This window comes from Mesorhizobium sp. M5C.F.Ca.ET.164.01.1.1 (genome assembly GCF_004792125.1).
In the GTDB taxonomy this organism is placed as follows: domain Bacteria; phylum Pseudomonadota; class Alphaproteobacteria; order Rhizobiales; family Rhizobiaceae; genus Mesorhizobium; species Mesorhizobium wenxiniae.
This window is the reverse complement of the sequence record NZ_SRTG01000001.1, coordinates 1,155,043-1,179,332: the sequence shown is the minus strand read 5'-3', so window position 1 is coordinate 1,179,332 and position 24,290 is coordinate 1,155,043. Positions and strand designations below refer to the sequence as shown.

The 24,290-nt window shown below is 64.5% G+C and carries 23 protein-coding genes; 12 read left to right on the top strand and 11 right to left on the bottom strand.

The window, feature by feature from the left end; all coding sequences use genetic code 11:
- Positions 1-24 precede the first annotated feature (24 nt).
- From EN807_RS05660 to EN807_RS05645, 4 genes are read right to left on the bottom strand one after another with little or no spacing between them, the layout of a single operon-like run.
- Positions 25-972 (bottom strand): ABC transporter permease, encoded by a 948-nt coding sequence (locus EN807_RS05660; RefSeq protein WP_135934203.1) that lies wholly within the window; start codon positions 970-972, stop codon positions 25-27.
- A gap of 3 nt (positions 973-975) precedes the next feature.
- Complete coding sequence (locus EN807_RS05655; protein ID WP_135934202.1) at positions 976-1,956, bottom strand: ABC transporter permease; 981 nt, start codon at positions 1,954-1,956, stop codon at positions 976-978.
- A gap of 1 nt (position 1,957) precedes the next feature.
- Complete coding sequence (locus tag EN807_RS05650; RefSeq protein ID WP_135934201.1) at positions 1,958-3,478, bottom strand: sugar ABC transporter ATP-binding protein; 1,521 nt, start codon at positions 3,476-3,478, stop codon at positions 1,958-1,960.
- Between the two features lie 45 nt (positions 3,479-3,523).
- Positions 3,524-4,537 carry a substrate-binding domain-containing protein gene (locus EN807_RS05645; protein ID WP_135934200.1) on the bottom strand — a complete coding sequence of 338 codons (1,014 nt, stop codon included), beginning with the start codon at positions 4,535-4,537 and terminating at the stop codon, positions 3,524-3,526.
- Between the two features lie 200 nt (positions 4,538-4,737).
- Between EN807_RS05645 and EN807_RS05640 the strand changes: the two genes are divergently transcribed.
- The 6 genes from EN807_RS05640 to EN807_RS05615 all read left to right on the top strand — a co-directional run bounded on the left by EN807_RS05640 (position 4,738) and on the right by EN807_RS05615 (position 12,498).
- Positions 4,738-7,194 (top strand): glucan 1,4-alpha-glucosidase, encoded by a 2,457-nt coding sequence (locus tag EN807_RS05640; protein WP_135934199.1) that lies wholly within the window; start codon positions 4,738-4,740, stop codon positions 7,192-7,194.
- A gap of 41 nt (positions 7,195-7,235) precedes the next feature.
- Complete coding sequence (gene gnd, locus EN807_RS05635; RefSeq protein WP_135934198.1) at positions 7,236-8,252, top strand: phosphogluconate dehydrogenase (NAD(+)-dependent, decarboxylating); 1,017 nt, start codon at positions 7,236-7,238, stop codon at positions 8,250-8,252.
- A gap of 16 nt (positions 8,253-8,268) precedes the next feature.
- Positions 8,269-9,645, top strand: a complete 1,377-nt coding sequence (gene zwf / locus EN807_RS05630; RefSeq protein ID WP_135934197.1) for a glucose-6-phosphate dehydrogenase — start codon at positions 8,269-8,271, stop codon at positions 9,643-9,645.
- A gap of 16 nt (positions 9,646-9,661) precedes the next feature.
- Positions 9,662-10,366 (top strand): ROK family protein, encoded by a 705-nt coding sequence (locus EN807_RS05625; RefSeq protein ID WP_135934196.1) that lies wholly within the window; start codon positions 9,662-9,664, stop codon positions 10,364-10,366.
- A 146-nt stretch (positions 10,367-10,512) separates the two neighbouring features.
- Entirely contained in the window at positions 10,513-10,974 is a 462-nt protein-coding gene (locus EN807_RS05620) for a MucR family transcriptional regulator (RefSeq protein ID WP_127318385.1), read from the top strand.
- A 285-nt stretch (positions 10,975-11,259) separates the two neighbouring features.
- On the top strand, positions 11,260-12,498 hold the full coding sequence (locus tag EN807_RS05615) for an MFS transporter (protein WP_135934195.1): 1,239 nt from the start codon (positions 11,260-11,262) through the stop codon (positions 12,496-12,498).
- Between the two features lie 42 nt (positions 12,499-12,540).
- Here EN807_RS05615 and EN807_RS05610 read toward each other — a convergent pair whose 3' ends face one another.
- Entirely contained in the window at positions 12,541-13,143 is a 603-nt protein-coding gene (locus tag EN807_RS05610) for a TetR/AcrR family transcriptional regulator (RefSeq protein ID WP_127318381.1), read from the bottom strand.
- A gap of 220 nt (positions 13,144-13,363) precedes the next feature.
- Here EN807_RS05610 and EN807_RS05605 point away from each other — a divergent pair, with 220 nt between their 5' ends.
- Together EN807_RS05605 and EN807_RS05600 are read left to right on the top strand one after the other, a co-directional pair.
- The gene (locus EN807_RS05605; protein ID WP_135934194.1) at positions 13,364-13,720 is read left to right on the top strand and encodes a hypothetical protein; all 357 of its coding nucleotides are present in this window, start codon (positions 13,364-13,366) and stop codon (positions 13,718-13,720) included.
- A gap of 92 nt (positions 13,721-13,812) precedes the next feature.
- On the top strand, positions 13,813-14,628 hold the full coding sequence (locus EN807_RS05600; protein ID WP_135934193.1) for an oxidoreductase: 816 nt from the start codon (positions 13,813-13,815) through the stop codon (positions 14,626-14,628).
- Positions 14,629-14,871: 243 nt separating this feature from the next.
- On the opposite strand, the gene EN807_RS05595 is transcribed toward EN807_RS05600, so the two are convergent.
- The 6 genes from EN807_RS05595 to hemC all read right to left on the bottom strand — a co-directional run bounded on the left by EN807_RS05595 (position 14,872) and on the right by hemC (position 21,193).
- Positions 14,872-15,588, bottom strand: a complete 717-nt coding sequence (locus tag EN807_RS05595; protein ID WP_135934192.1) for a glutamine amidotransferase — start codon at positions 15,586-15,588, stop codon at positions 14,872-14,874.
- An 11-nt stretch (positions 15,589-15,599) separates the two neighbouring features.
- Positions 15,600-16,079 carry a TerB family tellurite resistance protein gene (locus EN807_RS05590; protein ID WP_135934191.1) on the bottom strand — a complete coding sequence of 160 codons (480 nt, stop codon included), beginning with the start codon at positions 16,077-16,079 and terminating at the stop codon, positions 15,600-15,602.
- A gap of 45 nt (positions 16,080-16,124) precedes the next feature.
- A complete protein-coding gene (locus EN807_RS05585; protein WP_135934190.1) occupies positions 16,125-17,726 on the bottom strand; it encodes a heme biosynthesis protein HemY in 1,602 nt (533 codons plus the stop codon).
- A 10-nt stretch (positions 17,727-17,736) separates the two neighbouring features.
- Entirely contained in the window at positions 17,737-19,233 is a 1,497-nt protein-coding gene (locus EN807_RS05580) for a COG4223 family protein (RefSeq protein WP_135934189.1), read from the bottom strand.
- A 315-nt stretch (positions 19,234-19,548) separates the two neighbouring features.
- On the bottom strand, positions 19,549-20,265 hold the full coding sequence (locus EN807_RS05575; protein ID WP_135934188.1) for a uroporphyrinogen-III synthase: 717 nt from the start codon (positions 20,263-20,265) through the stop codon (positions 19,549-19,551).
- A gap of 1 nt (position 20,266) precedes the next feature.
- The gene (hemC, locus tag EN807_RS05570; protein ID WP_127319487.1) at positions 20,267-21,193 is read right to left on the bottom strand and encodes a hydroxymethylbilane synthase; all 927 of its coding nucleotides are present in this window, start codon (positions 21,191-21,193) and stop codon (positions 20,267-20,269) included.
- Between the two features lie 103 nt (positions 21,194-21,296).
- Between hemC and tsaD the strand changes: the two genes are divergently transcribed.
- From tsaD to EN807_RS05550, 4 genes are all read left to right on the top strand, one after another.
- On the top strand, positions 21,297-22,382 hold the full coding sequence (gene tsaD, locus EN807_RS05565; protein ID WP_189522451.1) for a tRNA (adenosine(37)-N6)-threonylcarbamoyltransferase complex transferase subunit TsaD: 1,086 nt from the start codon (positions 21,297-21,299) through the stop codon (positions 22,380-22,382).
- The gene (locus EN807_RS05560) at positions 22,379-23,389 is read left to right on the top strand and encodes an NAD(P)H-dependent glycerol-3-phosphate dehydrogenase (protein WP_135934186.1); all 1,011 of its coding nucleotides are present in this window, start codon (positions 22,379-22,381) and stop codon (positions 23,387-23,389) included. The genes tsaD and EN807_RS05560 overlap by 4 nt, the downstream gene beginning before the upstream one ends.
- A gap of 23 nt (positions 23,390-23,412) precedes the next feature.
- A complete protein-coding gene (locus EN807_RS05555; RefSeq protein WP_135934185.1) occupies positions 23,413-23,709 on the top strand; it encodes a YciI-like protein in 297 nt (98 codons plus the stop codon).
- A 129-nt stretch (positions 23,710-23,838) separates the two neighbouring features.
- Positions 23,839-24,264 (top strand): EVE domain-containing protein, encoded by a 426-nt coding sequence (locus EN807_RS05550; RefSeq protein ID WP_135934184.1) that lies wholly within the window; start codon positions 23,839-23,841, stop codon positions 24,262-24,264.
- Positions 24,265-24,290: the final 26 nt, after the last annotated feature.

The window sequence follows — 24,290 nt, the reverse complement described above, 5'->3', positions numbered from 1 at the left end:
GGACCGGCTGACACTGACGCTACTTCAGCGCAGCGCCTTCTGGCCGCCGGCGGCGGCTATGACGCCGACGATGATCAGTCCGGTCAGCAGCAGACGGACGCCGGCGCTAACGCCGAACGTGTTGAGCATGGTCAAGAGCAGCACCAGGAACAGGGCCGCGCCCCAGACACCCGGCACGTTGGCCTTGCCACCCGCCACCGACGTGCCGCCGATGACGACGACGGCGATCGAGGCCAGCAGGTACTCGTTGCCGATATCGACATTGGCGCCGCGGAAATAGCCGGCGAGCAACGCGCCGTCGAGGCCGCCGAGCGCGCCCGACAGCGTGTAGGTGAGGAAGCGGATGCGGCCGACATTGACGCCGGCCAGCCATGCGGCGCGGATGTTCTGGCCGATCGCCAGCACAGAACGGCCATAGATCATGCGCTGCAGCGCGATCGCAGCGCCGATGGTGAACAGCACGGTGAGAATCGCCAGCACCGGAATGCCAAGAATCTGCCAGTTGGTGAAATTGGCAAAGCCCGGCGGCGGCTTGATCTGCAAACCGCGGCCATAGCTGATGTCGATCGACTGGATGATGAAGCTCGCCGACAATGTGGCGATGATCGGCGGAATGCGCAGCGCCCAGATCAAGAGATAATTGGCGGCGCCGACGGCCATGCCGCAGGCTACCGCCGCCAGCAGCCCGACAGCGATCATCGCATCATTCCCGTCCATCACCTTCATGGCGACGGCGCTGGCGAGGCCGATATTGGCCGGCAGCGACAGGTCGACATTGCCTGGTCCGAGCGTGATGACGAACATCTGGCCGACACCGACGATGACGGTGAAGACGGCCAGAGAAAGTGCCGCCGTGATCATGCCGCCGCCGCCATATCCGCCGGTGAATGTGATCGTCGCCAACCACACCAGCAGCGCGCCGACGAAGGACCAGATCCAGGGTTTGGCGAGCAGCAATCGCAACGATGCCATCGCTCATCTCTCCCTGCGGCTGATCAGCACCCGGGCCGCCAGCACGATGATGAGGATGGCGCCATTGGCGGCAACCTGCCAATCGGGCGGGATGTGCATGAAGGTCAGCAGCGGCGAGGCGGCGAGTGCCAGCGTCAGCGCGCCAATCACCGCACCGATCGGCGACACTCGGCCGCCGACGAATTCGCCGCCGCCGAGGATGACGCCGGCGATCGCAAGCAGCGTGTAGCCATTGCCGATATTGGCGTCGGCCGAGGTGGTGATGCCGATCAGGGCCATGCCGGACAGCACCCCGAACAGGCCAGCCAGTGCGAACAGCACGACCTTGGTCTTGAGCAGCGACCAGCCGGCGCGTTCGAGTGCGGCGGCATTGCCGCCCGATCCGCGCAGGATCACGCCATAGGAGGTGCGCATCAGCCCGAAATGGACGACCGCCGCGATCAGCAGCGCCGCAATGATCGGAAAGGGGATGAGAGGCGGCTTGAAGGCCATGAGCGACAGCAGCCAGTCCGGCGCTTTGCCGCCGGGCTTCGGCAGGATGAGGATGGCCAGACCCTGCCAGACAAAGCTCATGCCGAGCGTCACGACGATTGAAGGCAAATTGCGCAGATAGATCAGCGCGCCGAGCAGTGCATAGACGCCGATTGATCCGAGCAGGATCAAGACGCCGACCAGCGGCGCGTCCTTCAGCCAAGTCGCCGTGACGCAGCCGACGAAACCGACGAAGGTGCCGATCGACAGGTCCAGCTCGTTGCCGGCAATGACGAACATCTGCGCGATCGTCGCCAAGGCGATCGGGATCGCCAAATTGAGCATCAGGCTGAAGCCGAAATAGCTGATGGCGCGCGGATTGAGCCAGGCGATCGCCAGCAGCACCAGCACGAGCGACAATGCCGGCAGCAGCCCGCGCAACAAGCGCGCCCGCGCCAGCCTGCCGCGCTCGGAGGAACCTTTGAGGCCGGTCTCGACGGGTGCTGCCGTCATCTCAGGCCGCGTCGCCGAACGAGGACTGTATGATCTTTTCCTCCGTCAGCTCGTCGCGCGTAAGATTAGCGACGATCCGGCCGTTCTTGAAGACATAGACGTTGTGGCAATTGTCGAGCTCTTCGGTTTCCGTGGTGTACCAGAGGAAGGTGCGGCCGCGGCCAGCCTCTTCGCGCACGAGGTCGTAGACTTCGAGCTTGGTGCCGATATCGACGCCGCGCATCGGGTCGTCCATCAGCACGATCTTCGCATCGGAACCGAGCGCCCGGGCAAACAGGGCCTTCTGCTGGTTGCCGCCGGACAGCGAGAAGATGTTGTTGTTCATGTCGGGCGTGCGGATGCCGATTTTCCCGCGCCAGAAGTCGGCGAGCTCGGCTTCGCGTTGCGGCGAGATCAGCAGACCATTGCGCAATCGCGCCAGCGAGCGGATGCCGATGTTTTGCGCGATCGACCATTGCGGAAAAATCCCGTCAGACTGGCGGTCGCCGGCCACCAGCGCCACCGGCGCGGTGACCTCGATGCCGGTTTTGGCGCGCGCCGCGGCGGCGAAGATCGCCAGCAGCAGGTCGGTTTGTCCATGGCCGGCAAGCCCGGCAAGGCCAATAATCTCGCCCGCATGCGCCACAAGTTCGTTGCCGTCCTCTTGCCGCGCCGGGCGGGCTCGGACCCGCAACGGGCCGGTCTCCGGCTTCTGGGTCGCGATTTTGGCGGCGATCTTCTCACGCGCTTCCGCTCCACCCATGGTCGTCACCAGCCTGTCGCGATCGAAAGCTTTCGCCGCATCCGACGCAACGACCTTGCCGTCGCGCATTACCACGATGCGGTCGGCGTTCCCGAGCACCTCGCCCAGAACATGCGAGATCAGGATGCAGCTCTTACCCGCGGCGACAAAGCGCCGGACGAAGGCCAGCAACTGGCCGGCCGTATGCGCGTCGAGCGAGGACGTCGGCTCGTCGAGGATGACCAGCTCGAGCGGATCCTGCGTCACCGTGAAGGCACGCGCCACCTCGACCATCTGCCGCCTGCCGATGGAAAGGTCGCTGGCGATGTCGGAGGCGGAGATGCTGTGGCCCGGGAATATCTCGTCGAGCTTGGCTGCGATCAGATCGGCCGCCTTGCGCCGCCAACCGAGCCCGCGCAGCGTCGTGTGGTTAATGCGCGTGTTCTCGGCGACGCTGAGATTCGGGCACAGCGACAGCTCCTGGAACACGCAGCGTATGCCGAGCTGTTGCGCGCGCGGCACCGAATAATTGTCCTCGACATGGCCGCGCACCGCGATCCGCCCGCTGTCGGGCACGAGCGTGCCCGCCACCATATGCATGAGCGTCGACTTTCCAGCGCCATTATGGCCGACGAGGCCGACGCACTCGCCGGCGCCAACGTGGAAATCGACGCCGGCGAGCGCTCTGACGGCGCCGAAACGTTTTTCGGTGCCGTCCAGTCTGATGATGTCGATATTGGCGGCGCCGAAATGTTTTTCGGCGCCGTCCAGGCTGACGATGTCTGCGTTACCTCTAGGCATCCCTAGCGACATCCGGTTGGCGATGCAGCTGGCAACGTGCCACGCTCACTTGATGTTGGCTTTGATGGCCGCGATGGCGTCCTCCTGCGTGTATTCGTGACTGGCGACACCACCCTTGGGGATGTTCGGCAACTCCGCCTCGAAAGTATCCTGGGTGAAGGCGAGGTATGGCACCAAGAGATCATGTGGCACATCCGTGCGGCCGTCGAGCACCTGCTGCGCCACCCAGAAGGCCAGCGACGATACGCCTGGCGCAATGGATGCCGACCAGGTCTGGTAGCCGTCCTTGTCCTTCTGTTCCTTCCACCATTGCAGCTCATCCTGCCGATTGCCCATGATGATGGTCGGGCGCGGTTTGCCGGCGGCGGCAAAGGCTTGTGCCGCGCCATAGCCGTCGCCGCCCTGATCGACGACGCCGACGATTTCCGGCAGCGACGGCAGGATTGTCGCGACAGCCTTCTGTGCTGTGGTCTGATCCCAGTCGCCGGTCACCGAACCGACGATCTTGAACTTGGGATGAGCGGCGACGCCTTCCAGAATCCCGGCATGGATGGCGTCGTCGATCGACGTGCCGGCAAGGCCGCGGATTTCCAGCAGATTGCCGCCCTCAGGATGGAACTTGGCCATCTGCTCGACTTCCTGCCTGCCCATGTCCTTGAAGTCGACGACCACGCGATAAGCGCAGGGCTCGGTAACGATGCCGTCAAAGGAGACGACGACGATGCCGGCATCGCAGGCCTGCTTGATGGCGCCGTTGAGCGCGTCCGGCGAGGCGGCGTTGATGACGATGGCGTCATAGCCTTGCAGGATCAGGTTCTGCACCTGGGCCGCCTGGGTCGGCACTTCCTTGTCGGCCGTCGTGAAGATGTCCGCGGCTGCCACCACCCCGTCGGCGACCGCCTTCTTGGTGACGATAGCATAGCTGTTGAGCATCGCCTGTCGCCACGAATTACCGGCATAATTGTTGGAAAAGGCGATCTTCTTGTCGCTGGTGTCGGCAAGCGCGTTGCCTGACGCGAGCATCGCCGCAAGGGCACTCAAGACGAGTATCTTCTTCATGTGTTATCCTCCCATGGATTGCTGATCGTTGTTGGCTGCTGGTGGCTGTTATGACGACCCTCGTTCAATTTTGTCAGACAAATTTAGATGGGCGCACTTGTCAACAGCGATCGGTGACGGTTTGACGATCAACTTGCGGTGCAATGATTGAATAGGCTTCGGCTCCTGGTCTAGGGGTGGGGCAGGAGATCGAAATCGAGATGGCAGCGACGCCGACTGATGCGCTGGGCGCACCCGGAATTCCGGCGCGCTGGACGTCAAGCGCCAAGAGCGGCGTCGGAACCGCGCTTTCTCCGGCCTGCCCTATCTGGTTCACGATCAGCCACGGCATTCTCAACGAGGTCTATTATCCCAGCCTCGACAGCGCCTGCACCCGCGACATGGGACTGGTCGTCACCGGCCCCGGCGGCTATTTCTCGGAAGAAAAGCGCGATGCCGTGCACAGCGTCGAGCCGTTCGAGGATGGAGCGCCCGCCTACAGGCTGGTCAACACCGCCGCCGACGGCACCTACCGGATCGAAAAGCGTATCATCACGGATACGGAACGTCCCGTTTTGCTGCAGGAAATCAGCTTCACGCTGCTGAGAGGCCCGGTTGCCGACCACCGCGTCTACGCACTGCTGGCACCGCACCTCGTCAACGCCGGCATGGGCAACACCGCCTGGGTCGGCGACTACGAGGGAAAGCCCGTCCCTTTTGCGACCGGGCGTCGCGTCTGCCTGGCGCTCGCCTCGTCGCTGCCCTGGGGAGCATGCTCGGCCGGCTATGTCGGTGTCTCCGACGGCTGGCAGCAACTGCGTCGTGACGGCCGGCTCGACCCGGCCTGCCGCAGGGCCGAAGGCGGCAATGTCGCGCTGACCGGAGAGATCGGCTTTTCGGCTGTGAACCCAAAGGCCTTGCTGGCCCTGGGTTTCGGAACGACGCCGCAAGAGGCGGCGGAAAATGCCTCGGCCAGCCTGAAGCGGGGTTTTGAGCCCGCAGCCAAATCCTATGTCAAGAAATGGCGGGATTGGCAGGCTAGCTTGCTGCCGCTGGACCGGCATGTAGCAGGGATCAACACCTATCGCGTCAGCACAGCGGTTCTGGCGACGCACCGGTCATCCGACGGAGCAGCCGTCGCCAGCCTGTCGATCCCATGGGGCTTCAGCATGGGCGACGACGATCTCGGCGGCTATCATCTGGTCTGGCCGCGCGATCTGGTCGAAACCGCGGGCGGCTTCCTGGCCGCCGGCGATCCGGCGCAAGCGCTTGCGATCCTCGCCTATCTCCGCTCTATCCAGCAGCCGGATGGGCATTGGCCGCAGAACGCCTGGCTCGACGGATCAGCCTATTGGCCCGGCATCCAGATGGACGAATGCGCCTTTCCATTGCTGCTCGCCGACGCGCTCCGCCGCGCAAGGCACCTGGCAGACGCCGCGTTGCTCTCCTTCATGCCGATGATCGAGCGCGCCGCTTCCTATGTCGTGCGCAACGGTCCCGTCACCGGCGAAGACCGCTGGGAAGAGGATGCCGGCTACAGTCCGTTCACGCTCGCCGTCGAGATCGCAGCACTGCTCGCCGCGGCGGACATGTTCGACGTTTGCGGCAAAGAAGAGCCGGCAAACTATTTGCGTGAAACCGCCGACGTCTGGAACGACCAGATCGAGCGCTGGACCTATGTCACCGGCACTCCACTCGGGGAAGAGGTCGGCGTCGCGGGCTACTACGTTCGCATCGCGCCGCCCGACACCGCCGGTGCGGCGTCGCCGAAAGACGGCTATGTGCCGATCAAGAACCGGCCGCCCGGCGATACCGACCGGCCGGCCGAGGCGATCGTCAGCCCGGATGCGCTGGCCCTAGTCCGCTTCGGCCTCAGGGCCGCCGGCGATCCGCGCATCGTCGACACCGTCAAGGTCATCGATGCACGGCTGCGCTGCGACCTGCCGCAGGGGCCCGTCTGGTATCGCTATATCGGCGACGGCTATGGCGAACATGCCGACGGCGCGCCGTTCGACGGGACCGGCCAGGGCCGACCCTGGCCGCTGCTGGTCGGCGAGCGCGCCCATTACGAACTGGCGGCCGGCCGCAAGGACAAGGCGGCGAGCCTGCTGAAGACGTTTGAAGGCTCGGCCGGGGCTGGCGGCCTGCTGCCGGAGCAGGTCTGGGATGGTCCCGACATGCCGGAACGCGAACTGCGGCACGGCGGACCATCGGGCAGCGCCATGCCGCTGGTCTGGGCGCATTCGGAGCACATCAAGCTGCTGCGTTCGCTCAGCGACGGCGCGGTCTTCGACATACCGCCGCAAGGCGTGAAGCGCTACATTGAGGACAGGACCGTGGCGCCGCGACGGACATGGCGCTTCAACCACAAGGTCCGCACTATGCCCGCCGGCAAGCTGCTGCGCGTCGAACTGCTGGCCCGGGCGGTGGTGCATTGGAGCAGCGACAATTGGGCGACCGTCCATGACGCCGAGACGACCGAGAATGCCTTCGGCATCCATCTCACGGACCTGCCCGTTGCCGATGTACCGTCGGGCAATACGATCGTCTTTACTTTTTTCTGGTCCGATGCCGGCTGTTGGGAGAAGGTCGACTTTTCCATCGGTATCGACAAGCTGGACGAACATGATCCCGAAAAGTGGGAACCGGTTTTCGGAAAAGATCATGTTCAAATATGAGCCAGTAGATCTTCTATCCCTCAAGAACCAGGACGAGAAACATGCAGATCGGAATGATGGGACTGGGCAGGATGGGCGCCAACATGGTGCGGCGCCTGCTGCGCGCTGGCCACGAATGCGTGGTCTATGACATCAACCCGGCCAGCGTCGCCGCCCTTGTGACAGCTGGCGCGATCGGAGCGGCTTCGATGGAGGAGTTCGTCGGCAAGCTGACCAAGCCGCGTAGCGCCTGGCTGATGCTGCCGGCGGCGATCACCAGCCGGATCGTCGACCAGGTGGCCGACCTGATGGAGCAGGGCGACATCATCATCGACGGCGGCAATTCCTATTATCACGAGGCTGTCGACCACGCAGCGCGCCTGGCATTGAAAGGCTTGAACTACGTCGATGTCGGCACCAGCGGCGGCGTCTGGGGCCTCGAACGCGGCTATTGCCTGATGATCGGCGGCCCCGACAGCGCGGTCCAGCATCTCGACCCGGTCTTCGCCACGCTGGCGCCGGGCGCCGACGCCGGAGGGCCCGCCCCCGGCAAGGATGCAGGAACGGCCCCCTTCGGCTATCTCCACTGCGGACCGAGCGGCGCCGGCCATTTCGTCAAGATGGTCCACAACGGCATCGAGTACGGCGTCATGGCCGCCTATGCCGAGGGCATGAACATCCTGAAGTCGGCAAATGCGGGCAAGAGACAGCGGACGGCCGACGCTGAAACCAGTCCATTGGAAAACCCGCAATACTACCAGTTCGACATCGATATCGCAGAGGTGGCCGAGGTCTGGCGGCATGGCAGCGTCATCGGCTCCTGGCTGCTCGACCTCACTGCCGGCGCGTTGAAGGCCGACTCGGACCTGACGCAGTTCGGCGGACGAGTCTCGGATTCAGGCGAAGGCCGCTGGACCTTGAAGGCGGCGATCGACACCGGCGTGCCGGCGCCGGTTCTGTCCTCGGCCCTGTTCGACCGCTTCTCCTCGCAAGGCGAATCCGAGTTCGCCGACAAGCTGCTGTCCGCCATACGCTATGCCTTTGGCGGCCATGTCGAAAAGCCGAAGACCGGCTCGTGACAGGGAAGGCACGCTCATGAACCAGGAACGGTCCGACACGCTGGTGCTTTTCGGGGCGACCGGCGATCTCGCCCACAAGAAGATATTCCCGGCACTTTACACCATGGTCGCCAAAGGAACGTTGACCGAGCCGGTGATCGGCGTCGCTTTCGACGCCTGGGACGTGAAGCAGTTGCAGGCGCGCGCCCGCGACGGCATCGTCAAGGCCATCGGCAAGGTCGACGAAAAGATCTTCGCGAAACTTGCGTCGCTGCTTCGTTATGTCAGCGGCGACTATCGTAGCGCCGCGACCTTCGAGAAGCTGAAAAGCGCGCTGGGAACCGCACAGCACCCGCTGCATTATCTGGCGGTGCCGCCGACCATGTTCGAGACGGTCATCCAGGGGCTGGAACAGTCGAGCGCGGCCCAGGGCGCGCGCCTGATGGTGGAAAAGCCTTTCGGCCACGATCTGCAGTCGGCGCGCTGGCTGAACCGGGTCCTGCACCTGGTATTCGAAGAGCAGTCGATCTTTCGCATCGACCATTATCTCGGCAAGGAGGCGATCCAGAACCTGCTCTATTTTCGCTTCGCCAATTCTTTTCTCGAGCCGATCTGGAACCGCAATTTCGTCGAGAGCGTGCAGATCACCATGGCCGAGGATTTCGGCGTCGAAGGCCGCGGCCGCTTCTATGACGAGGTCGGCTGCATCCGCGACGTCATCGAGAACCATCTGCTCAACATCCTGCTGCTGCTTGCCATGGAGCCGCCCGTTGGCCGCTCGGCCGACGATCTGATCGACGAGAAGGTGCAGGTGCTGCGGGCGATCCGGACGCTGACCAAGGACGATGTCGTGCGCGGCCAATTCAAGGGCTATCTCCGCGAGCCGGGCGTCGCGCCGAATTCGCCGGTCGAGACCTTTGCGGCGGTGCGGTTTTTCGTCGACACCTGGCGCTGGCAGGACGTGCCCTTCTTCATCCGCGCCGGCAAATCAATGCCGGTGCACGCCACCGAGGTCATCGTCCGGCTGAAGCGGCCGCCGCTTAATGTCTTCGACTCGATCAAGCCCGACGACGCCAACTACGTGCGCTTCCGCATCGACCCGCATGTGGCGATCTCGATCGCCGCCCAGCGCAAGGCCGCCGGTGACGACATGATCGGCGAGCAGGTCGAACTCACCGCGCTCGACGACAGCAAGGGCGACATGCCGCCCTATGAGCGGCTGATCGGCGATGCCATGAACGGCAACGGCCAGTTGTTCACCCGCCAGGATGCCAGCGAGCTCGCCTGGCGGATCGTTGGCCCGGTGCTTGGCGACACCACACCGCCTCAGCTCTATGAGCCGGGGACATGGGGCCCTGCCGATGCCTTGGCCGGATTTGGACCGCCGAACGGCTGGATCAATCCGGCGAAATGAACTCGAGAGGGACGCCATGGCCAAAGCAGCGAAGAAGCCGGCACCGGACAGCGAAAAGATCGTGCTTGCGATCGATATCGGCGGCTCCCATGTCAAGATCCTGACCAGCGCCGGCGGCGAGGAGCGCAGAACGGATTCCGGACCCGGCCTGACGCCGCAGCAGATGATCGCGGCCGTGCAGACGCTCGCCGATGGCTGGCCCTATGATGTCATCTCGATGGGTTATCCCGGCCCGGTGCACCACAACAAGCCGCTGACCGACCCTGCCAATCTCGGCAAGGGCTGGGTCGGATGCGACTTCGCAACGCAGTTCGGCAAGCCGGTGAAGGTGGTCAACGACGCGCTGATGCAGGCCATCGGCAGCTACGAGGGCGGGCGCATGCTGTTCCTCGGCCTCGGGACGGGGCTCGGCGCTGCGATGATTGTCGACAATGTCGCCCAGCCGATGGAACTCGCGCATCTTCCCTACAAGAAGGGCGGCAGTTTCGAGGATTATGTCGGCGAACGCGGCCTTGAAAAGCGCGGCAAGAAGAAATGGCGCAAACACGTGTTCGACGTAGTCGAGCGGCTGCGCGCCGCCATGCAGCCTGACTATGTGGTCATCGGCGGCGGCAATGTCGACAAACTGGACGAATTGCCTGCCGGTTGCAGGCGCGGCGACAACACACGCGCCTTCGAAGGTGGATTTCGACTGTGGCGCGACAAATCCCTGATTGTCTGATATTATGGGGGTTTAGGGCCAGACCTGTTGATCTGGCGCGGCCGTTAGTATTGTTATTCAAATAATGTGTGGCGTGGTGCGGCGTCATTGCGTTACGCAGATTTGCCGACTAGGAATTCTGCGACCCCACTAACGGAGAGAATAGATTGACCGACGACAGCAACAAAGCCCGCAAGGACATCGACCTTCTCGAGCTGACCGCTCACATCGTGTCCGCTTACGTCGAGAAGAACCGCTTGCCCGCTTCCGGCCTTGGCGATCTCATCGCCAGCGTCAGCGCGTCGATAGGTGGGCTCGGACAACCCGCCGCTCCGGTGGCAGCGCCGCTGGTCCCCGCGGTCAATCCCAAGAAATCGGTGACGCCGGATTACATCATCTGCCTCGAAGACGGCAAGAAGTTCAAATCCCTGAAGCGCCATATCGGCGTTCATTTCGGGCTGACGCCGGATGCCTATCGCGCCAAATGGGGCTTGGCGGCCGACTATCCGATGGTCGCCCCAACCTATGCGGCCTCGCGCTCGGAGTTGGCGAAGGCGATCGGCCTTGGCCGCAAGGCCGCCCCGCCGGCGCCGGTCAAGAAGACCAGGAAGCCCAAGGCCACGGTCTGACGCGTTCGAAGCCGGCAAACGGAAGCCTCGAAGATTGGCGGGACAGCGCCCCCTCTGTCCGGCGGGACAGAGGGGCGCGCGGGGGAACTCAACCTGCGCGCCTATTAACCTCTCCACCTCCGCCGAGCTGTGCAATTAGCATGGTAGCCCCGAAAATCCTTGATCCAGAGCCGATTTTCGCGCGCGCCTCGCACCGAACTGCGCTAAAAGCGCTGTGGTCGGACCAGCGCCCTTCGTGGAAGAGCCCCGCCGGCCGATACACATTCTCGCCGGGGCCATTCACAAATGACAGCCGAACAGACACCGCCCGACCGGCGCTATGCCGCCTTCCGGCACAAACCCTTCCTGAGCTATTGGGCGGCGCGCTTCCTCGCCACATTCGCCACGCAGATCGTATCCGTCGCCGTCGGCTGGCAGGTGTACGACCTGACCCGCGATCCGTTCGACCTCGGCCTTGTCGGCATCGTCCAGTTCCTGCCTTCGCTGCTGCTGGTGCTGGTCACCGGGGTGGTCGCCGACCGTTTCGGCCGCCGGCTGATCATGGCGCTGATGGTGCTGCTGGAGGCGATCTGCGCGTTGGCGCTGCTGCTGCTGACGCTGCGCGGCCTTAGCGGACCGGGATTGATCTTCGGCGTGCTCGCCATGTTCGGCATCGCGCGTGCCTTCTTCGGACCGGCCGCAGCGTCGCTGTTCGCCAACCTCGTGCCGCCAGAGGATTTCGGCAACGCGATCGCCTGGAATTCGTCAGCCTGGCAGACGGCGACCATCGTCGGACCGGTCGCCGGCGGCCTGCTCTACGGGCTTTCGGCGCAAGCGGCATACGGCACCGCAGCCGTTCTGATGTTTGTCGCCGCAGTGCTGGTCTTCAGCATCCCGAAGCCTGCCCAGCGCAGCGAGACCGACAGGCCGACGATGCAGACCCTGTTTGCCGGCTTCGGCTATATCTGGAGCGAAAAGATCGTGCTCGGCGCCATTTCGCTCGATCTGTTCGCCGTGCTTTTGTCCGGCGCCACGGCACTGCTGCCGGTCTATGCGCGCGACATCCTCGAACTCGGCCCATGGGGCTTGGGAATGTTGCGTTCGGCGCCGGGGATCGGCGCCATCTGCGTTGCCATCTGGCTGGCCGGACATCCGATCCGCAATCATGCCGGCGTTGTCATGCTCGGCTTCGTCGCGCTGTTCGGCGCCTTTACCGTGCTGTTCGGCCTCTCCACTATCACCTGGCTGTCGATCGCAGCGCTCGCCTTGCTCGGCGCCACCGATATGTTCAGCGTCTATATCCGCGAGACGCTGATCCAGCTGTGGACGCCGGACAAGCTGCGCGGCCGCGTCAACGCGGTCAATCAGGTTTTCGTCGGCGCCTCAAACGAGCTCGGCGAATTCCGCGCCGGCACCATGGCGGCATTGATCGGCACCGTGCCCGCGGTGGTGATCGGCGGCGTCGGCGCAGTCGTTGTCGCCGGGCTGTGGGCGGTGCTGTTCCCGCAGCTGCGCAAGGTGCGCCAACTAAACGGTCGAAACTGATCCAGGGCATACTGATCCAGGCGCGGGCCCGCCGGAATCCAGTCAGTTCTCCAACCCTTCGAGCAGCGTGAGGAGGGCGGCGTCCAGCGGATTTGGGCCGACTTTTTCGGGCAGGAACAAACCTTCCATAATCAACATGGTGATGCCATGGACTTGCGACCAACAGGCTGCCGCGCGACCCCGCACGTCGCGCTTGCGCAGCACGCCCTCGGCCTCGCCCCGCTCCAGCAATGCGATCACCACGCCAAGCGGTGCGAGCGCCCTCTCGCTCAGATGCACGTCCGCTGCCTTGCCTGCCTCCGCGCTGAACATGAGCCGGTAGAGGCCCGGATTTGACGTTCCAAACCGAACATAGGCCCGGCCGACGGCGAGAAATTCGTCCCGCCAGGAATTTGCCCCTCTTGGCTTTGCCGTCGACATCGCCTCATGCAGCCTGTCGAATCCCAGCAGCGCCATTTCGGCAAGCAGGGCGGCCTTATCCGGAAAGTGCTTGTAGGGAGCGGCATGGCTGACGCCGGCACGGCGCGCCACTTCCCTCAGAGTGAACTGCCAGCCCTTTTCCTCGTGCAGCATGGCCATGGCGGTCTCGATGATCGCGTGCCTCAGATTTCCGTGGTGGTAGGGACGATCGGTGGCTTCTTGCATGTTGGCTCACAAAGTTATCATCAGAAACTTTGTTGACATTGCCTACTTTCGAGCTTATGTCAATGCCTGCAAGTTAATGCTGTCAACATTGGAGCCCGCTATGAACACCGTTGCAAATGAAGTCGGAACCCCTCTCGCCCTTACGCATCAGCGCGCGCAATCGGCGCATCCTGCCCTCCCGGACCGGCCGAGAGCGGCACACTCCAAACGGAGCCTCGCGATGATCAACCTAATCGGGGGTGTGGTGGCATTTGGCCTGGCCGCGTCTCCGCTGCATGCCGGTGAGCTGTCGGCCATGGCGGGGGAGAGTATCCGTATCGGTGGCCTTCATGGCGTCCTCTACTACACCAACGACAATGACGGCTATCGGGTGATCGCAACGATGGCGGATGGTGAGGCCGGGGCTCCGGTGCGCTTCTCGGCCACCCTCGCCGAAGGGCAGTCGGCCACGATATCGGTGCCGGGAAAATTGGGCGAACCTGACCAAAGCCTCGAGATGTCGCGCTCCGGCGACAAGCTTACCGTCACCGAGGTGGGGTCGATCTCTAACCCGACAACTGGGGCCATCGCCGAGTAATGCCCTCATCGGATCGCCGGGGCGTGCGCCACATTTCCATTTGTGCGCACGCCTGCAGCCGGTAATCCAGCACAAAGAAAGAAGTGATTTCCATGAACAAGACCAATCTTGGCGTCGCCCTGGTGACGGGCGCATCCACCGGCATCGGCCACGCAACGGCCAAAGCCCTGCAGAATGCCGGCTTTCGCGTGTTCGGAACCAGCCGTCGCGCGGTCGCCGAACGATCCGACGGCATTACCATGCTGACCTGCGACGTGACCGATGACGCGTCCGTGGCGAAACTGGTCGATGACGTTCTGGCCGAGGCCGGGCGTATTGATCTGCTCGTCAACAATGCCGGCATTGGTCTGCTTGGCGGCGCGGAGGAGTCCTCGATGGCCCAGGCTCAGTCGTTGTTCGACGTGAACGTCTTCGGCGTTTTCCGCGTGACCAACGCGGTGTTGCCCACAATGCGCCGCCAAGGAAACGGCAGGATCGTCAATTTGAGCTCGGTGCAGGGGTTCATCCCAGCTCCCTATTTCGCGCTTTATGCATCGACCAAACATGCCGTTGAAGGCTATTCCGAATCGCTTGACCACGAACTGCGCCCGTTCGGAGTTCGCGTCGTGCTGGTCGAGCCCGCCTATACCCGTACGTCATTTGAAGAAAATCTCACCAGGCCGGACCAGTTGCTTGGTATCTATGATTCTGCGCGCGCTGGCATGAATGTAGCCGTGCGGAAGGCGATGGAAAAAGGCGATGCGCCCGAAGTGGTAGCCAAGACCGTATTGGCGGCTGCGACAGATCCCGCTCCAAAGAGGCGCTATGCGGCGGGAAAAATGGCGCGCCAGGTCAGGTTCCTGCGCCGTTTCGTCCCCGCATCCGCATTCGACAAGAGCCTGCGAAAGCAGCTCGGGCTGCCGCTCTGACGTCGAGATCAACGACTGCTGCTTCGGTCGAACCGGCATGCCACGGCAGGCTGCTGTCGCTCGGTTCACCGCTTCGGCAGGCAGACCTTGCCGCCCGGTGGGCTGACGAAACTCTTGGCGCATTGTCGGCTCCGGCGGTGGCGGGACTTGGATTCGGTGGCACGAATCCGGACACCTGAAGCCACAGCGCCTCGTCCCCCAAAAACGGCGATACAAAATTAGATCAATAGTTTGCGTTTATGATCAGGACAGCGCCGGCTTGCCGAAGATCGTCTGCAGGAATTCCCCGAGCCAACGCTTCAGATGCATGTCCCAGATCAGCCGGCCGCCGAGATGGTCGCGGCCGGGCTGCGCGCCGGGCAATTCGAAGCGGTGCGCGCCGCGCACGACCCAGCGCTGCATCATCGCCCTGGTCAATTCGCCATGGAACTGGATGCCCCAGGCATTGTCGCCATAACGAAAGGCCTGGTTGGGATAGGTTTCGGCCGTCGCCAGCAGCGTCGCGTCCTTCGGCAGCGAAAAGCCCTCGCGGTGAAACTGGTAGACCATCTCCGGCCAGTGCATCAGTTTCTTGCCGTCCTCGGTCGCTTTCAGCGGATACCAGCCGATCTCGACCAGTCCCTCGCCATGACCCTCGACCTTGCCGCCAAGATGGTTGACCAGCATCTGCGCACCCAGGCAGATGCCGAGCAACGGCCGATTCTCCCTGAGCGGAACTTTCAGCCAGTCGGTCTCGCGGCGGACGAAGTCGTCCTGGTCATTGGCGCTCATCGGTCCGCCGAACACCACGGTTCCGGCATGACCGTCCAGTGTTTCCGGCAAGGCGTCGCCGAGCGGCGGGCAGCGGAGATCGAGGTCGAAGCCTTCTTCGATAAGCATGTGGCCGACGCGCCCGGGGCTCGAACTCTCCTGATGCAGCACGATCAGGATTTTTGGTCTCGGCCTCGGCGTGGATGGCATGGGTATCCTGTCTATTCGTCGCTCGACGTTCCAATGGCGCCCGGCGCTTGTGCCGCCGCCTTTCTGCGTGCCTCGACGCGGTCGTGGCGTTCGACATCCATCAGCTCGGCGACCCGCCAGACGATATTGTCCTCGAGTTCGTGCAATTCGCCATCGGCATAGACGATCTCCCACATCAGGCCGATGAAGGCTTTTCGCGCGTCCGGATCGAGCTGACGCTTCAAAACACTGGTGAAGGCGTAGAGGTCGATCGCCTCGTTGTCGGCCCGCTCTCCGGCAGCGGCAAGCGCGTCGAGCTCGTCGCCGCTGATCGAATAGCTTTGCGCCAGCACCGCCTTGAACCGCTCCCATTCGGCATCCTGACGCACGCCGTCGGCACTCATCACATGGTAGAGAAGGGCAGAAGCGGCAACGCGCGGATCATCGGCGTTGTTGCGGGCGCTGCCAGCTGCCGGCAGATCCTTCAGAAACGACAGAACGCGTTCGAACATGTGATTCCTACTTCCCATCGGCCAAAACTATCAAGCTCAGCCGAATCAAAACAATCGAAACTTGCGTGGTGATTTTTGGTTTTCGTCGTCCGGATCGACGCCGGGATCGTCGGGCAGCCGGGCCAGTTCCTCCGCCGGTTCGACAGCTTCGGCATCCGGCGGCACCGCGGCAAACGCCGTGGCGTTGACCGGCGCAACATCGTCTTCGCCACTTTCCGAGGCCTCCGCGGTGGTCGGTCTTTCGGCCGAACCAGCGGGGTTCAGCTCAATCACATTTTCTTTTGCCGGCTCGATGGGCGCCGCAATCGTCGGCACTGCGGCGTCCGGCGCGTCCTCATCACTGTCGATGAGCTGGCCGAGCCGCTCCATCGGCGCCCGCCACTCGAAGGCGTCGAGCTTGCCGGTGATCGGCGACACCGGCGCCCAGCGTTCGGAGACGACGCCGTCGGCAACCCAGGCCGGATCGCGCGGTGCACGCACTGCCTTGGACAAAAGCTGCCGCACCTTGCCCTGATCGTTGGTCTCGGCCTCCTCAATGTCGGCCAGAAGCAGATAGGCGCCTTCGCGGCGATCCATGCGAATGGCCGCCTCGGCCTCTTTGCGGGCGGTTGAAAAGTCCTGCGCGTCGAGTGCGGCGCGCGCCACCGCCAGCGACGATTCGGCGTGGTTCTTCTTCATCTCCTGCAGCTTCTTCGCCCGGTTCAGGCGATCGAGCACGGCATCGCCCGGCCGGGCGTGGGTGTAAAGCTCCGCGATCTCCGGATGCGGCTCGGCTTTCCACGCCGCTTCCAGTATCTTCGCGCCCTTGCGCACATCATTCTGTCTGAACAGCAGTTTGGCTGCGATCACCGCCGCCGGCGCGAAATCCGGCCGCAGCCGGTTGGCCTCGAGAGCAGCGGTTTTGGCGGCATTGGGATCGCTGTCGATCAGCGCCTGCGCCTTGGCAGTGAGCAGCACGGCGCGACGCCGGTTGGCGGCGTCGCGTTCGATCTGGCGCGTCGATTTCTGCGCCTCGACCAGTTTCAGCGCGCCGTCCCAGTCGCCGCGCCCGGTCAGATCTTCCAGCGTCGATTCGGCGGCCCAGGCCAGCTGCGGCGCCATCGCGGCGGCGCGGCCGGCATAGTGCCGCGCCGCGTTGCGATCGCCGAGGCGCTCGGCCTCGAGGTAGAGCCCGCGCAGGCCGAGCAGCCGCATTTCGGGATCGTCGAGCATGGTCTCGAACTTTTCGCGGGCACCCTCATGGTCGCCTTCGAGCAGCGAGGCTTGCGCCTCGAGCAGGTGGATCAGCGGCTCCTGGTCGGAGCGGATCAGCTTTGCCGCTTCCTTGGTCTTCTTGCGGGCGAGCGCTCCGTCACCGGCCCCGGCGGCGATCATGCCGGTCGACAGCGCCTGATAGCCACGGTCACGACGGCGCACGCGGAAATAGCGCGATATGGTGTAGGGGCTGTTCCACAGCGCCTTGAGCAGCCACCAGACGATCATCACCGCGGCAACCACCGCGACGACCGCCACCGCCGCCACCATCAGGCTGACCTGGTATTGATAGCCGCTGAAGGTGACGACCATCTCGCCCGGCCGGTCGGCCAGCCAGGCGAAACCCGCCGCGAGCGCGAAAACGACGGCGAGGAAAAGCAGAATGCGAATCATCGGGTTTTCCTCACGCCTTCATCGCACTGGCGATCAGCGCCTCGATCTGCGTCTCGACTTCGGTCCGCGCCTTCAGTTTGCCGGCAAATTCGGCGCCGGCGGCCTTCACCGCCTCGGGCAGCGTATCGTATTCGCTGAGCGCCTTGGCGTAGTCGCCCTGGTTGACCGCCACTTCCATGCGGGCGACGGTTTCCGGTGCCCCGACGCCTTCGACGACACCGATCGGCCGGACCTTGACCAGCGATTCGGCGCTCGACAGCAGGTTTTGCAGGAAGCCGGCATTCTGGTCGACGGGCTCGGAGGCGGCGACCATGGCATTGGCCGCGGCGGGCATTTCGGCGGCGATCTCAGCCCGGGTCGGAACGCCCTTCTCGGCGTAGCTACGCAAGGTCGCGAGCTCCGGCGCGTCGGGTGAAATCGCCGCAAAGGTTTCGAGTTCGGCAGCGAATGGCGCACCGCGGTCGAGTGCTGCCTTCAGCGCCGATGCGGCAATGGCGAGCGCGATCTTCGGTTGCGCCGCCTGTGCCTCGACCTTGCCGGAAAGCTGCGACACCGACTGTTCCAGCGCCGCAAGCCGGCCGTCCTGTGCCGTCGCCGTCTCGCCGGCGGATTTCACCAGTGCGTCGAGCCCGGCCACCTTTTCGTTGAGCGGGCCGAGATCGACCGGCGCCGTGTTGCCGGCCTGGCCAAGGGCAGCGACCGCCGTCTCGATCTGCCTGACCTTGTCGCCAAGTGCCGCAAGCCCGGCAGTGTCGCCTGCTCCGCCCTGCTCGACCGCCGATTTCAGCGCAGCGACGTCCGTCTTGACCTGATCCAGGGCCGACGACAGCCCGTCCACCTTGGCCGATGCATCATTGTTGCCGGCTGTATCCTTGAGCCCGGCGATCTCGCTCTTTAGCGAAGCGATTTCGCCATTGATGCCATCGAGCGATACGCCGCCCGAGGAGACATCGCCAGCCCCTGGCGCGCCGAGCAAGCCGGCAAACTGCAGCCCTCCGGCGGCGGCGAGCGCGATGACGCCGCCGATAATGCCGGCAGCGATGCCGTTGATGCCGCCACGCTTCGGCTGCGCCATGTATTCATTCCCTGTCTGGGTTTCTTTCGGCGCTTCATCGGTCCCGCTGCTGGTCCCCGTCCCGCTGGCTTTGGCGGATGCGTCGTCGAAACTGTAGTCGAAGGCCCGGTTCGCCGACGCCTCCGAACCGGCCGGATAAGTCGGTTTGGGTCCTTCGGCACCTTTGGCGCCGCCCTCTGCCGGCTCTTCCGAGCCGGCCGGCGGGGCCGCGTCGGCATGTTCCCACGGCTCGATATCGGTCTGATCGGCATGCACGGGTTCATCAGGCGCTTCCGGCTGCGACGCGTTTGCCGCTTCCTCCGCCTTCGCCTCGTCGGTCCGACCGTTGGCGGCATCCTCGTCGGCAACGCGCGAGACGGCGCCGGGTTCTAGCTCGATGGTCACCGGCTCACGACGGCTTTTCGAATGCCGCATCTTCGGCGTCTTGACCATGCTTGGGCTCCGCAAATTTCGCTTCGGGATGGTTCAGAAAGGGTCTAGCACATCACCGAGCGGTGAAAAGGGGCGGCGTGATGACGCCCGTGGCTTCGAGGTCAGTTTTGGCAAAACGCCGCAGGGGCCGTATCTGCGCTTCAGGGAGATCAGAAACAAAAAACCCGCCTTGGCGGCGGGTCGTCGTCGCGAATGGGCACGACAGGCATTTTCTTAGCACAGCTGCCAGCACAAAGCAAGAACAAACATGCCGATCCAGGCAGTCGCCCCAGCGCTGACGCCCGGGACGGGCAGGCAGCAGCGGCAGGCGCCGGTTCAGCGCCGCGCCTGCAAAAGGCCCAGCAGCGCATCTTCGCTGGGCTCAGGCGCTATCCGGATCCTGTCGCCGGCGACATCGTCCAACGCCGCGGCAATGCGCGCCGACAAGGCGAAAAAAATTGTCCTCTCAAAAACGCCAAGCAGCGCCGGCCGGCCGGCCAGTGCCTGCATCGCTGTGGCCGCGTTGGCCGAATAGAGCAGCACCGCCTCGACCGGCAGGCCGGACAAGCGCGCAAGAACGGCTTCGTCGGAACAGTCCAGCGCGACGGTATCATAAGTCTCGACGGTGCGGACGTGAACGCCTGCCGCCTGCAGCCGCTGCTCGAAACCCGATAACCGCACGCGCCCGCACAGATAGACGATGGTCTGTCCGGCGTAGCCGCCGGCAAGCGCATCCGCCAGCGCCTGGGCATCGCCGGGGCCTTCGCCGACGGAGAAGAATCCCGCAGTGTGGGCCGCTTCCGCGGTCCTTTTCCCGACGGCATGGCAGGGCAAGCCGGCGAGCGCTGCGATGATTTCTTTCGGCGCGTGGCGCACGGCATTGGCGCTGGTGACGGCAACGGCCACGGCATTGTTTGCGACCCCGTCCGCATCGACCGGCAGAGCGACCGTTTCGGTCAATGGCAGCAGGATCGGCTGAAAACCCTGGTCCAAAAGCCGCTGCGCCGTGCGCGAGGCGCCCGGTTCCGGCCTCGTCACCAGGACACGAACCATGTCAGGCCCAGCCGTCGAAGAATTTTTCGCCGGCCTTGGCCCGTACGGTCCTGGCGGCATCCTCGCCGATCTGGGCGGCATCCTGCACCGGGCCTTCCGCCTTGACCTCATGGGACTGCGTACCGTCCGGCGAGATTATCAGGCCGGCAAAGAAAACCGTTCCGCCTGATATCGTCGCATGGCCGGCGATCGGCGTGCGGCACGACCCGTCGAGCGCTGCCAGGAAAGCGCGTTCGCAGGCCAGCGCCTGTCCGGTCGGCACGTCATGGATCGCCGTCAGCATCTTTTCCACATCAAGGTCGCCGATGCGACTTTCGATGCAGATCGCGCCCTGCCCCGGCGCCGGCGGAAAGGTGTCGAGCGGCATCAGGTCGGTGATGACATTTTCGAGCCCGAGCCGCTTCAGCCCGGCATAGGCAAGGATGGTGCCGTCGGCAACGCCCTCGTCGAGCTTGCGCAGCCGCGTCTGCACATTGCCGCGGAACATCACCACATCGAGGTCCGGCCGCATCCGCCGGATCAGCGCCTGGCGCCGCAGCGACGACGAACCGACCTTTGCGCCGTGCGGCAATCCGGCGATCGTTTTCGCCGCCTTGCCGACGAAAGCGTCGCGGGCGTCCTCGCGTGGCAGGAAGGCGGACAGTTCCAGCCCGTCGGGCAACACCGTCGGCATGTCCTTCGACGAATGCACGGCGATGTCGATACGGCGCGCCAGCAGCGCTTCCTCGATCTCCTTGGTGAACAGGCCCTTGCCGCCGGCTTCCGACAGCGGCCGGTCCTGGATGCGGTCGCCGCTGGTCGAGATGACGACCACTTCAAATGCCTCAACCGGCATGCCGTGCGCGGCCATCAGTCGCGCCTGCGTTTCATGCGCCTGCGCTAGCGCCAGCGGGCTGCCGCGTGTTCCGATTTTCAAGGTTGTTTGCATGGCGCGCCGTCCGTGATAACCCCCGGCAGATTGAGGCCGTTTTCCGGCTTCCTCCTAACGGGGAAAGACTGGTTGCACAATCTCTGGGGATAGCGACGAATTGATCCGCGTTCTGGGCATTGAGACGAGTTGCGACGAGACCGCCGCGAGCGTGGTGGCGCTGGACGGCGGCGGCGCGCCGAAAATCCTGTCCGATATCGTGCTTAGCCAGATCGAGGAGCATGCCGCCTTCGGCGGCGTCGTGCCGGAAATCGCCGCGCGCGCGCATGTCGAGGCGCTGGACGGCATCATCCAGGCAGCGCTCGCCGATTCAGGCGTCGAACTCGCCGACATCGACGCGATTGCCGCGACTGCCGGCCCCGGCCTGGTCGGCGGGCTGATCGTCGGGCTGATGACGGCCAAGGCAATCGCCGCCGCGGCGAACAAGCCGCTGATCGCCGTCAACCATCTCGAAGGCCACGCGCTGACCGCGCGGCTGACCGACGGGCTCGATTTTCCCTACCTGTTGCTGCTGGTGTCCGGCGGCCACACGCAGATCGTCGCGGTGCGTGGCGTTGGCGACTATCAGCGCTGGGCGACAACCATCGACGATGCGCTCGGCGAAGCCTTCGACAAGACGGCCAAGATGCTCGGCCTGCCCTACCCCGGCGGGCCGAATGTCGAGAAGGCGGCGGCGACCGGCGACGCCGCACGCTTCGCCTTCCCGCGGCCGATGAAGGGATCGGCGCAGCCCGATTTCTCCTTTTCCGGGCTGAAGACCGCCGTGCGCCAGGCAGCAACGGCCATTGCCCCGTTGAGCGACCAGGACGTCGCCGACATCTGCGCCTCGTTCCAGGCGGCGGTGGCTGATGCGCTGGACGATCGTGTTTCGAGGGCGCTGAACCGATTCCGTCAGGAGTTTCCACGCGAGATGGAGCCTGCGCTCGTCGTCGCCGGCGGCGTCGCTGCCAACCGGACGATCAAGGCGACACTCGAAGCCCTATGCGAGAAAGCCGGCTTTGCTTTCGTCGCACCGCCGCTCAAACTCTGCACCGACAATGCGGCGATGATCGCCTGGGCCGGCATCGAACGGCTGCGCGTCGGCATCGCGGGTGAGAACGCCGCCGATTTCGTGCCGCGCTCGCGCTGGCCGCTGGACAGTATCTCAACCCCGATGGTCGGCTCGGGCCGGCGCGGAGCCAAGGCATGACCGGTAGCGGGCACAAGGCGCCAAGCGGTTGGCGCATTGCCGTGCTCGGCGGCGGTGCCTGGGGCACGGCGCTGGCGCTGGCCATGCTGCGAGCCGGTCATTTCGTCCGCCTCTATGCGCGCGACCCGGAGACCGTCGCCGCGATCGACCGTGGCGAAAATCCGCGCTATCTGCCGGGCATCGCGCTCCAGCCCGGCATCGTGGCAACGAGCGACATCGAGGCCGCGCTCGACGGCGCCGACTGCGTTCTGGCGGTGGCGCCGGCGCAGTCGCTTCGCGCCATGCTGGCCACCGCGAAAACCCATATGCCGAAAGGCGCCCCGCTGGTTCTCTGCGCCAAGGGCATCGAGCGCGACACCGGCGCGCTGCTGTCGGCCATCGCTAGAGAGATCCTGCCTGAAAATCCGGTCGCCGCCCTGTCCGGCCCAAGCTTCGCCACCGACGTCGCCAGAGGCCTGCCGACGGCCGTGGTGGTCGCCGCCCGCGGCGAGGATCTGGCGGCCGACCTGGCCGCCCGCTTCTCGGCGCAAAACCTGCGCTGCTATTCGAGCGACGATCTCATCGGCGTCGAGATCGGCGGCGCGCTGAAGAACGTCTTCGCCATTGCCGCCGGCGCCGTCACCGGCGCCGGGCTCGGCGCCAGCGCTCAGGCCGCCATGGTGACGCGCGGCTTCGTCGAATTGCGCCGCATCGGTGCTGTCTTCGGCGCCAGGCCGGAAACGCTGATGGGACTTTCCGGCCTCGGCGACCTGCTGCTCACCTGCTCGTCCGCCCAGTCGCGTAATTTCGCCTACGGGCTGGCGCTGGGACAAGGCAAGCCACTTGCCGGCCTGTCATTGGCCGAAGGCGTGCCGACGGCGGCGATCGCCGCCCGCATTGCCGCCGAGCGCAAGATCGACGCGCCGATCATCACCGCCGTCGCCGCCATACTGGACGGCACGATCACCATCCGCCAGGCTGTGTCGGCGCTGATGACAAGGCCGCTGAAGACCGAAACCGACGTGTAATTCGAACGATCCGGAGATGGAAGATGCTGTTTGCGTTGATTTGCAAGGACAAGCCTGGAAACCTGCAGGTGCGGCTCGATACGCGGCCAGAGCATGTTGCCTTCCTGGAAGGATTGCACGGCGAGAAGAAGCTGGCTTTCGCCGGTCCGTTCCTCGACGCCGACGGCAAGCCGAACGGCAGCCTCGTCGTGGTCGAGGCGCCCGATCTGGCCGCAGCACAAGCGCTGTCGGCGGCAGACCCCTACGCCAAAGCCGGGTTGTTCGAAAGCGTCGAAATCCGGCAATGGAATTGGACCTTCAACAAGCCGGCGAGCGCATGACCCCGAAAATCGGAATCGATTTTCGGAAAGGATCATGCGCAAAATTAAAGTGCGCTACAGCGTCCTTTGCGCGTCTGAAAGACGCGCGGCGCTGTAGCTGATCTCCAGCCGCCAGGAGGAGCAAAAACAATGAGCTATTGGCTGTTCAAATCGGAGCCGTCGGTCTTCTCCTTCGAAGCGCTGAAGGCGAAGGGCAAGGCCGGCACGCAATGGGACGGCGTGCGCAACTATGCGGCGCGCAACAACATGAAGGCGATGCAGATCGGCGACCTCGGCTTCTTCTACCACTCCAATGACGGGCTCGATGTGGTCGGCATCGCCGAGGTCTGCGCGCTGGCGCATCAGGACACGACTACCGACGATCCGCGCTGGGAATGCGTCGATATCCGCGCCGTCAAGGATATGCCGAAACCGGTGACGCTGGAACAGGTCAAGGCCAATCCCAAGCTTGCCGAGATGGCACTGGTCCGGCTCGGACGGCTTTCCGTGCAGCCGGTGACGCCGGCCGAATGGAAAGAGGTCTGCCGCATGGGCGGCCTGACGCCGGCTCCGTGACAGCGCTGACGCCAAACAGCGCGAAA

Bases quoted from the DNA above. Each gene is read 5' to 3' on its own strand.
- EN807_RS05660 (WP_135934203.1), bottom strand. From the start codon at position 972: ATGGCATCGTTGCGATTGCTGCTCGCCAAACCCTGGATCTGGTCCTTC.
- EN807_RS05655 (WP_135934202.1), bottom strand. From the start codon at position 1,956: ATGACGGCAGCACCCGTCGAGACCGGCCTCAAAGGTTCCTCCGAGCGC.
- EN807_RS05650 (WP_135934201.1), bottom strand. From the start codon at position 3,478: ATGCCTAGAGGTAACGCAGACATCGTCAGCCTGGACGGCGCCGAAAAA.
- EN807_RS05645 (WP_135934200.1), bottom strand. From the start codon at position 4,537: ATGAAGAAGATACTCGTCTTGAGTGCCCTTGCGGCGATGCTCGCGTCA.
- EN807_RS05640 (WP_135934199.1), top strand. From the start codon at position 4,738: ATGGCAGCGACGCCGACTGATGCGCTGGGCGCACCCGGAATTCCGGCG.
- gnd (WP_135934198.1), top strand. From the start codon at position 7,236: ATGCAGATCGGAATGATGGGACTGGGCAGGATGGGCGCCAACATGGTG.
- zwf (WP_135934197.1), top strand. From the start codon at position 8,269: ATGAACCAGGAACGGTCCGACACGCTGGTGCTTTTCGGGGCGACCGGC.
- EN807_RS05625 (WP_135934196.1), top strand. From the start codon at position 9,662: ATGGCCAAAGCAGCGAAGAAGCCGGCACCGGACAGCGAAAAGATCGTG.
- EN807_RS05615 (WP_135934195.1), top strand. From the start codon at position 11,260: ATGACAGCCGAACAGACACCGCCCGACCGGCGCTATGCCGCCTTCCGG.
- EN807_RS05610 (WP_127318381.1), bottom strand. From the start codon at position 13,143: ATGCAAGAAGCCACCGATCGTCCCTACCACCACGGAAATCTGAGGCAC.
- EN807_RS05605 (WP_135934194.1), top strand. From the start codon at position 13,364: ATGATCAACCTAATCGGGGGTGTGGTGGCATTTGGCCTGGCCGCGTCT.
- EN807_RS05600 (WP_135934193.1), top strand. From the start codon at position 13,813: ATGAACAAGACCAATCTTGGCGTCGCCCTGGTGACGGGCGCATCCACC.
- EN807_RS05595 (WP_135934192.1), bottom strand. From the start codon at position 15,588: ATGCCATCCACGCCGAGGCCGAGACCAAAAATCCTGATCGTGCTGCAT.
- EN807_RS05590 (WP_135934191.1), bottom strand. From the start codon at position 16,079: ATGTTCGAACGCGTTCTGTCGTTTCTGAAGGATCTGCCGGCAGCTGGC.
- EN807_RS05585 (WP_135934190.1), bottom strand. From the start codon at position 17,726: ATGATTCGCATTCTGCTTTTCCTCGCCGTCGTTTTCGCGCTCGCGGCG.
- EN807_RS05580 (WP_135934189.1), bottom strand. From the start codon at position 19,233: ATGGTCAAGACGCCGAAGATGCGGCATTCGAAAAGCCGTCGTGAGCCG.
- EN807_RS05575 (WP_135934188.1), bottom strand. From the start codon at position 20,265: ATGGTTCGTGTCCTGGTGACGAGGCCGGAACCGGGCGCCTCGCGCACG.
- hemC (WP_127319487.1), bottom strand. From the start codon at position 21,193: ATGCAAACAACCTTGAAAATCGGAACACGCGGCAGCCCGCTGGCGCTA.
- EN807_RS05560 (WP_135934186.1), top strand. From the start codon at position 22,379: ATGACCGGTAGCGGGCACAAGGCGCCAAGCGGTTGGCGCATTGCCGTG.
- EN807_RS05555 (WP_135934185.1), top strand. From the start codon at position 23,413: ATGCTGTTTGCGTTGATTTGCAAGGACAAGCCTGGAAACCTGCAGGTG.
- EN807_RS05550 (WP_135934184.1), top strand. From the start codon at position 23,839: ATGAGCTATTGGCTGTTCAAATCGGAGCCGTCGGTCTTCTCCTTCGAA.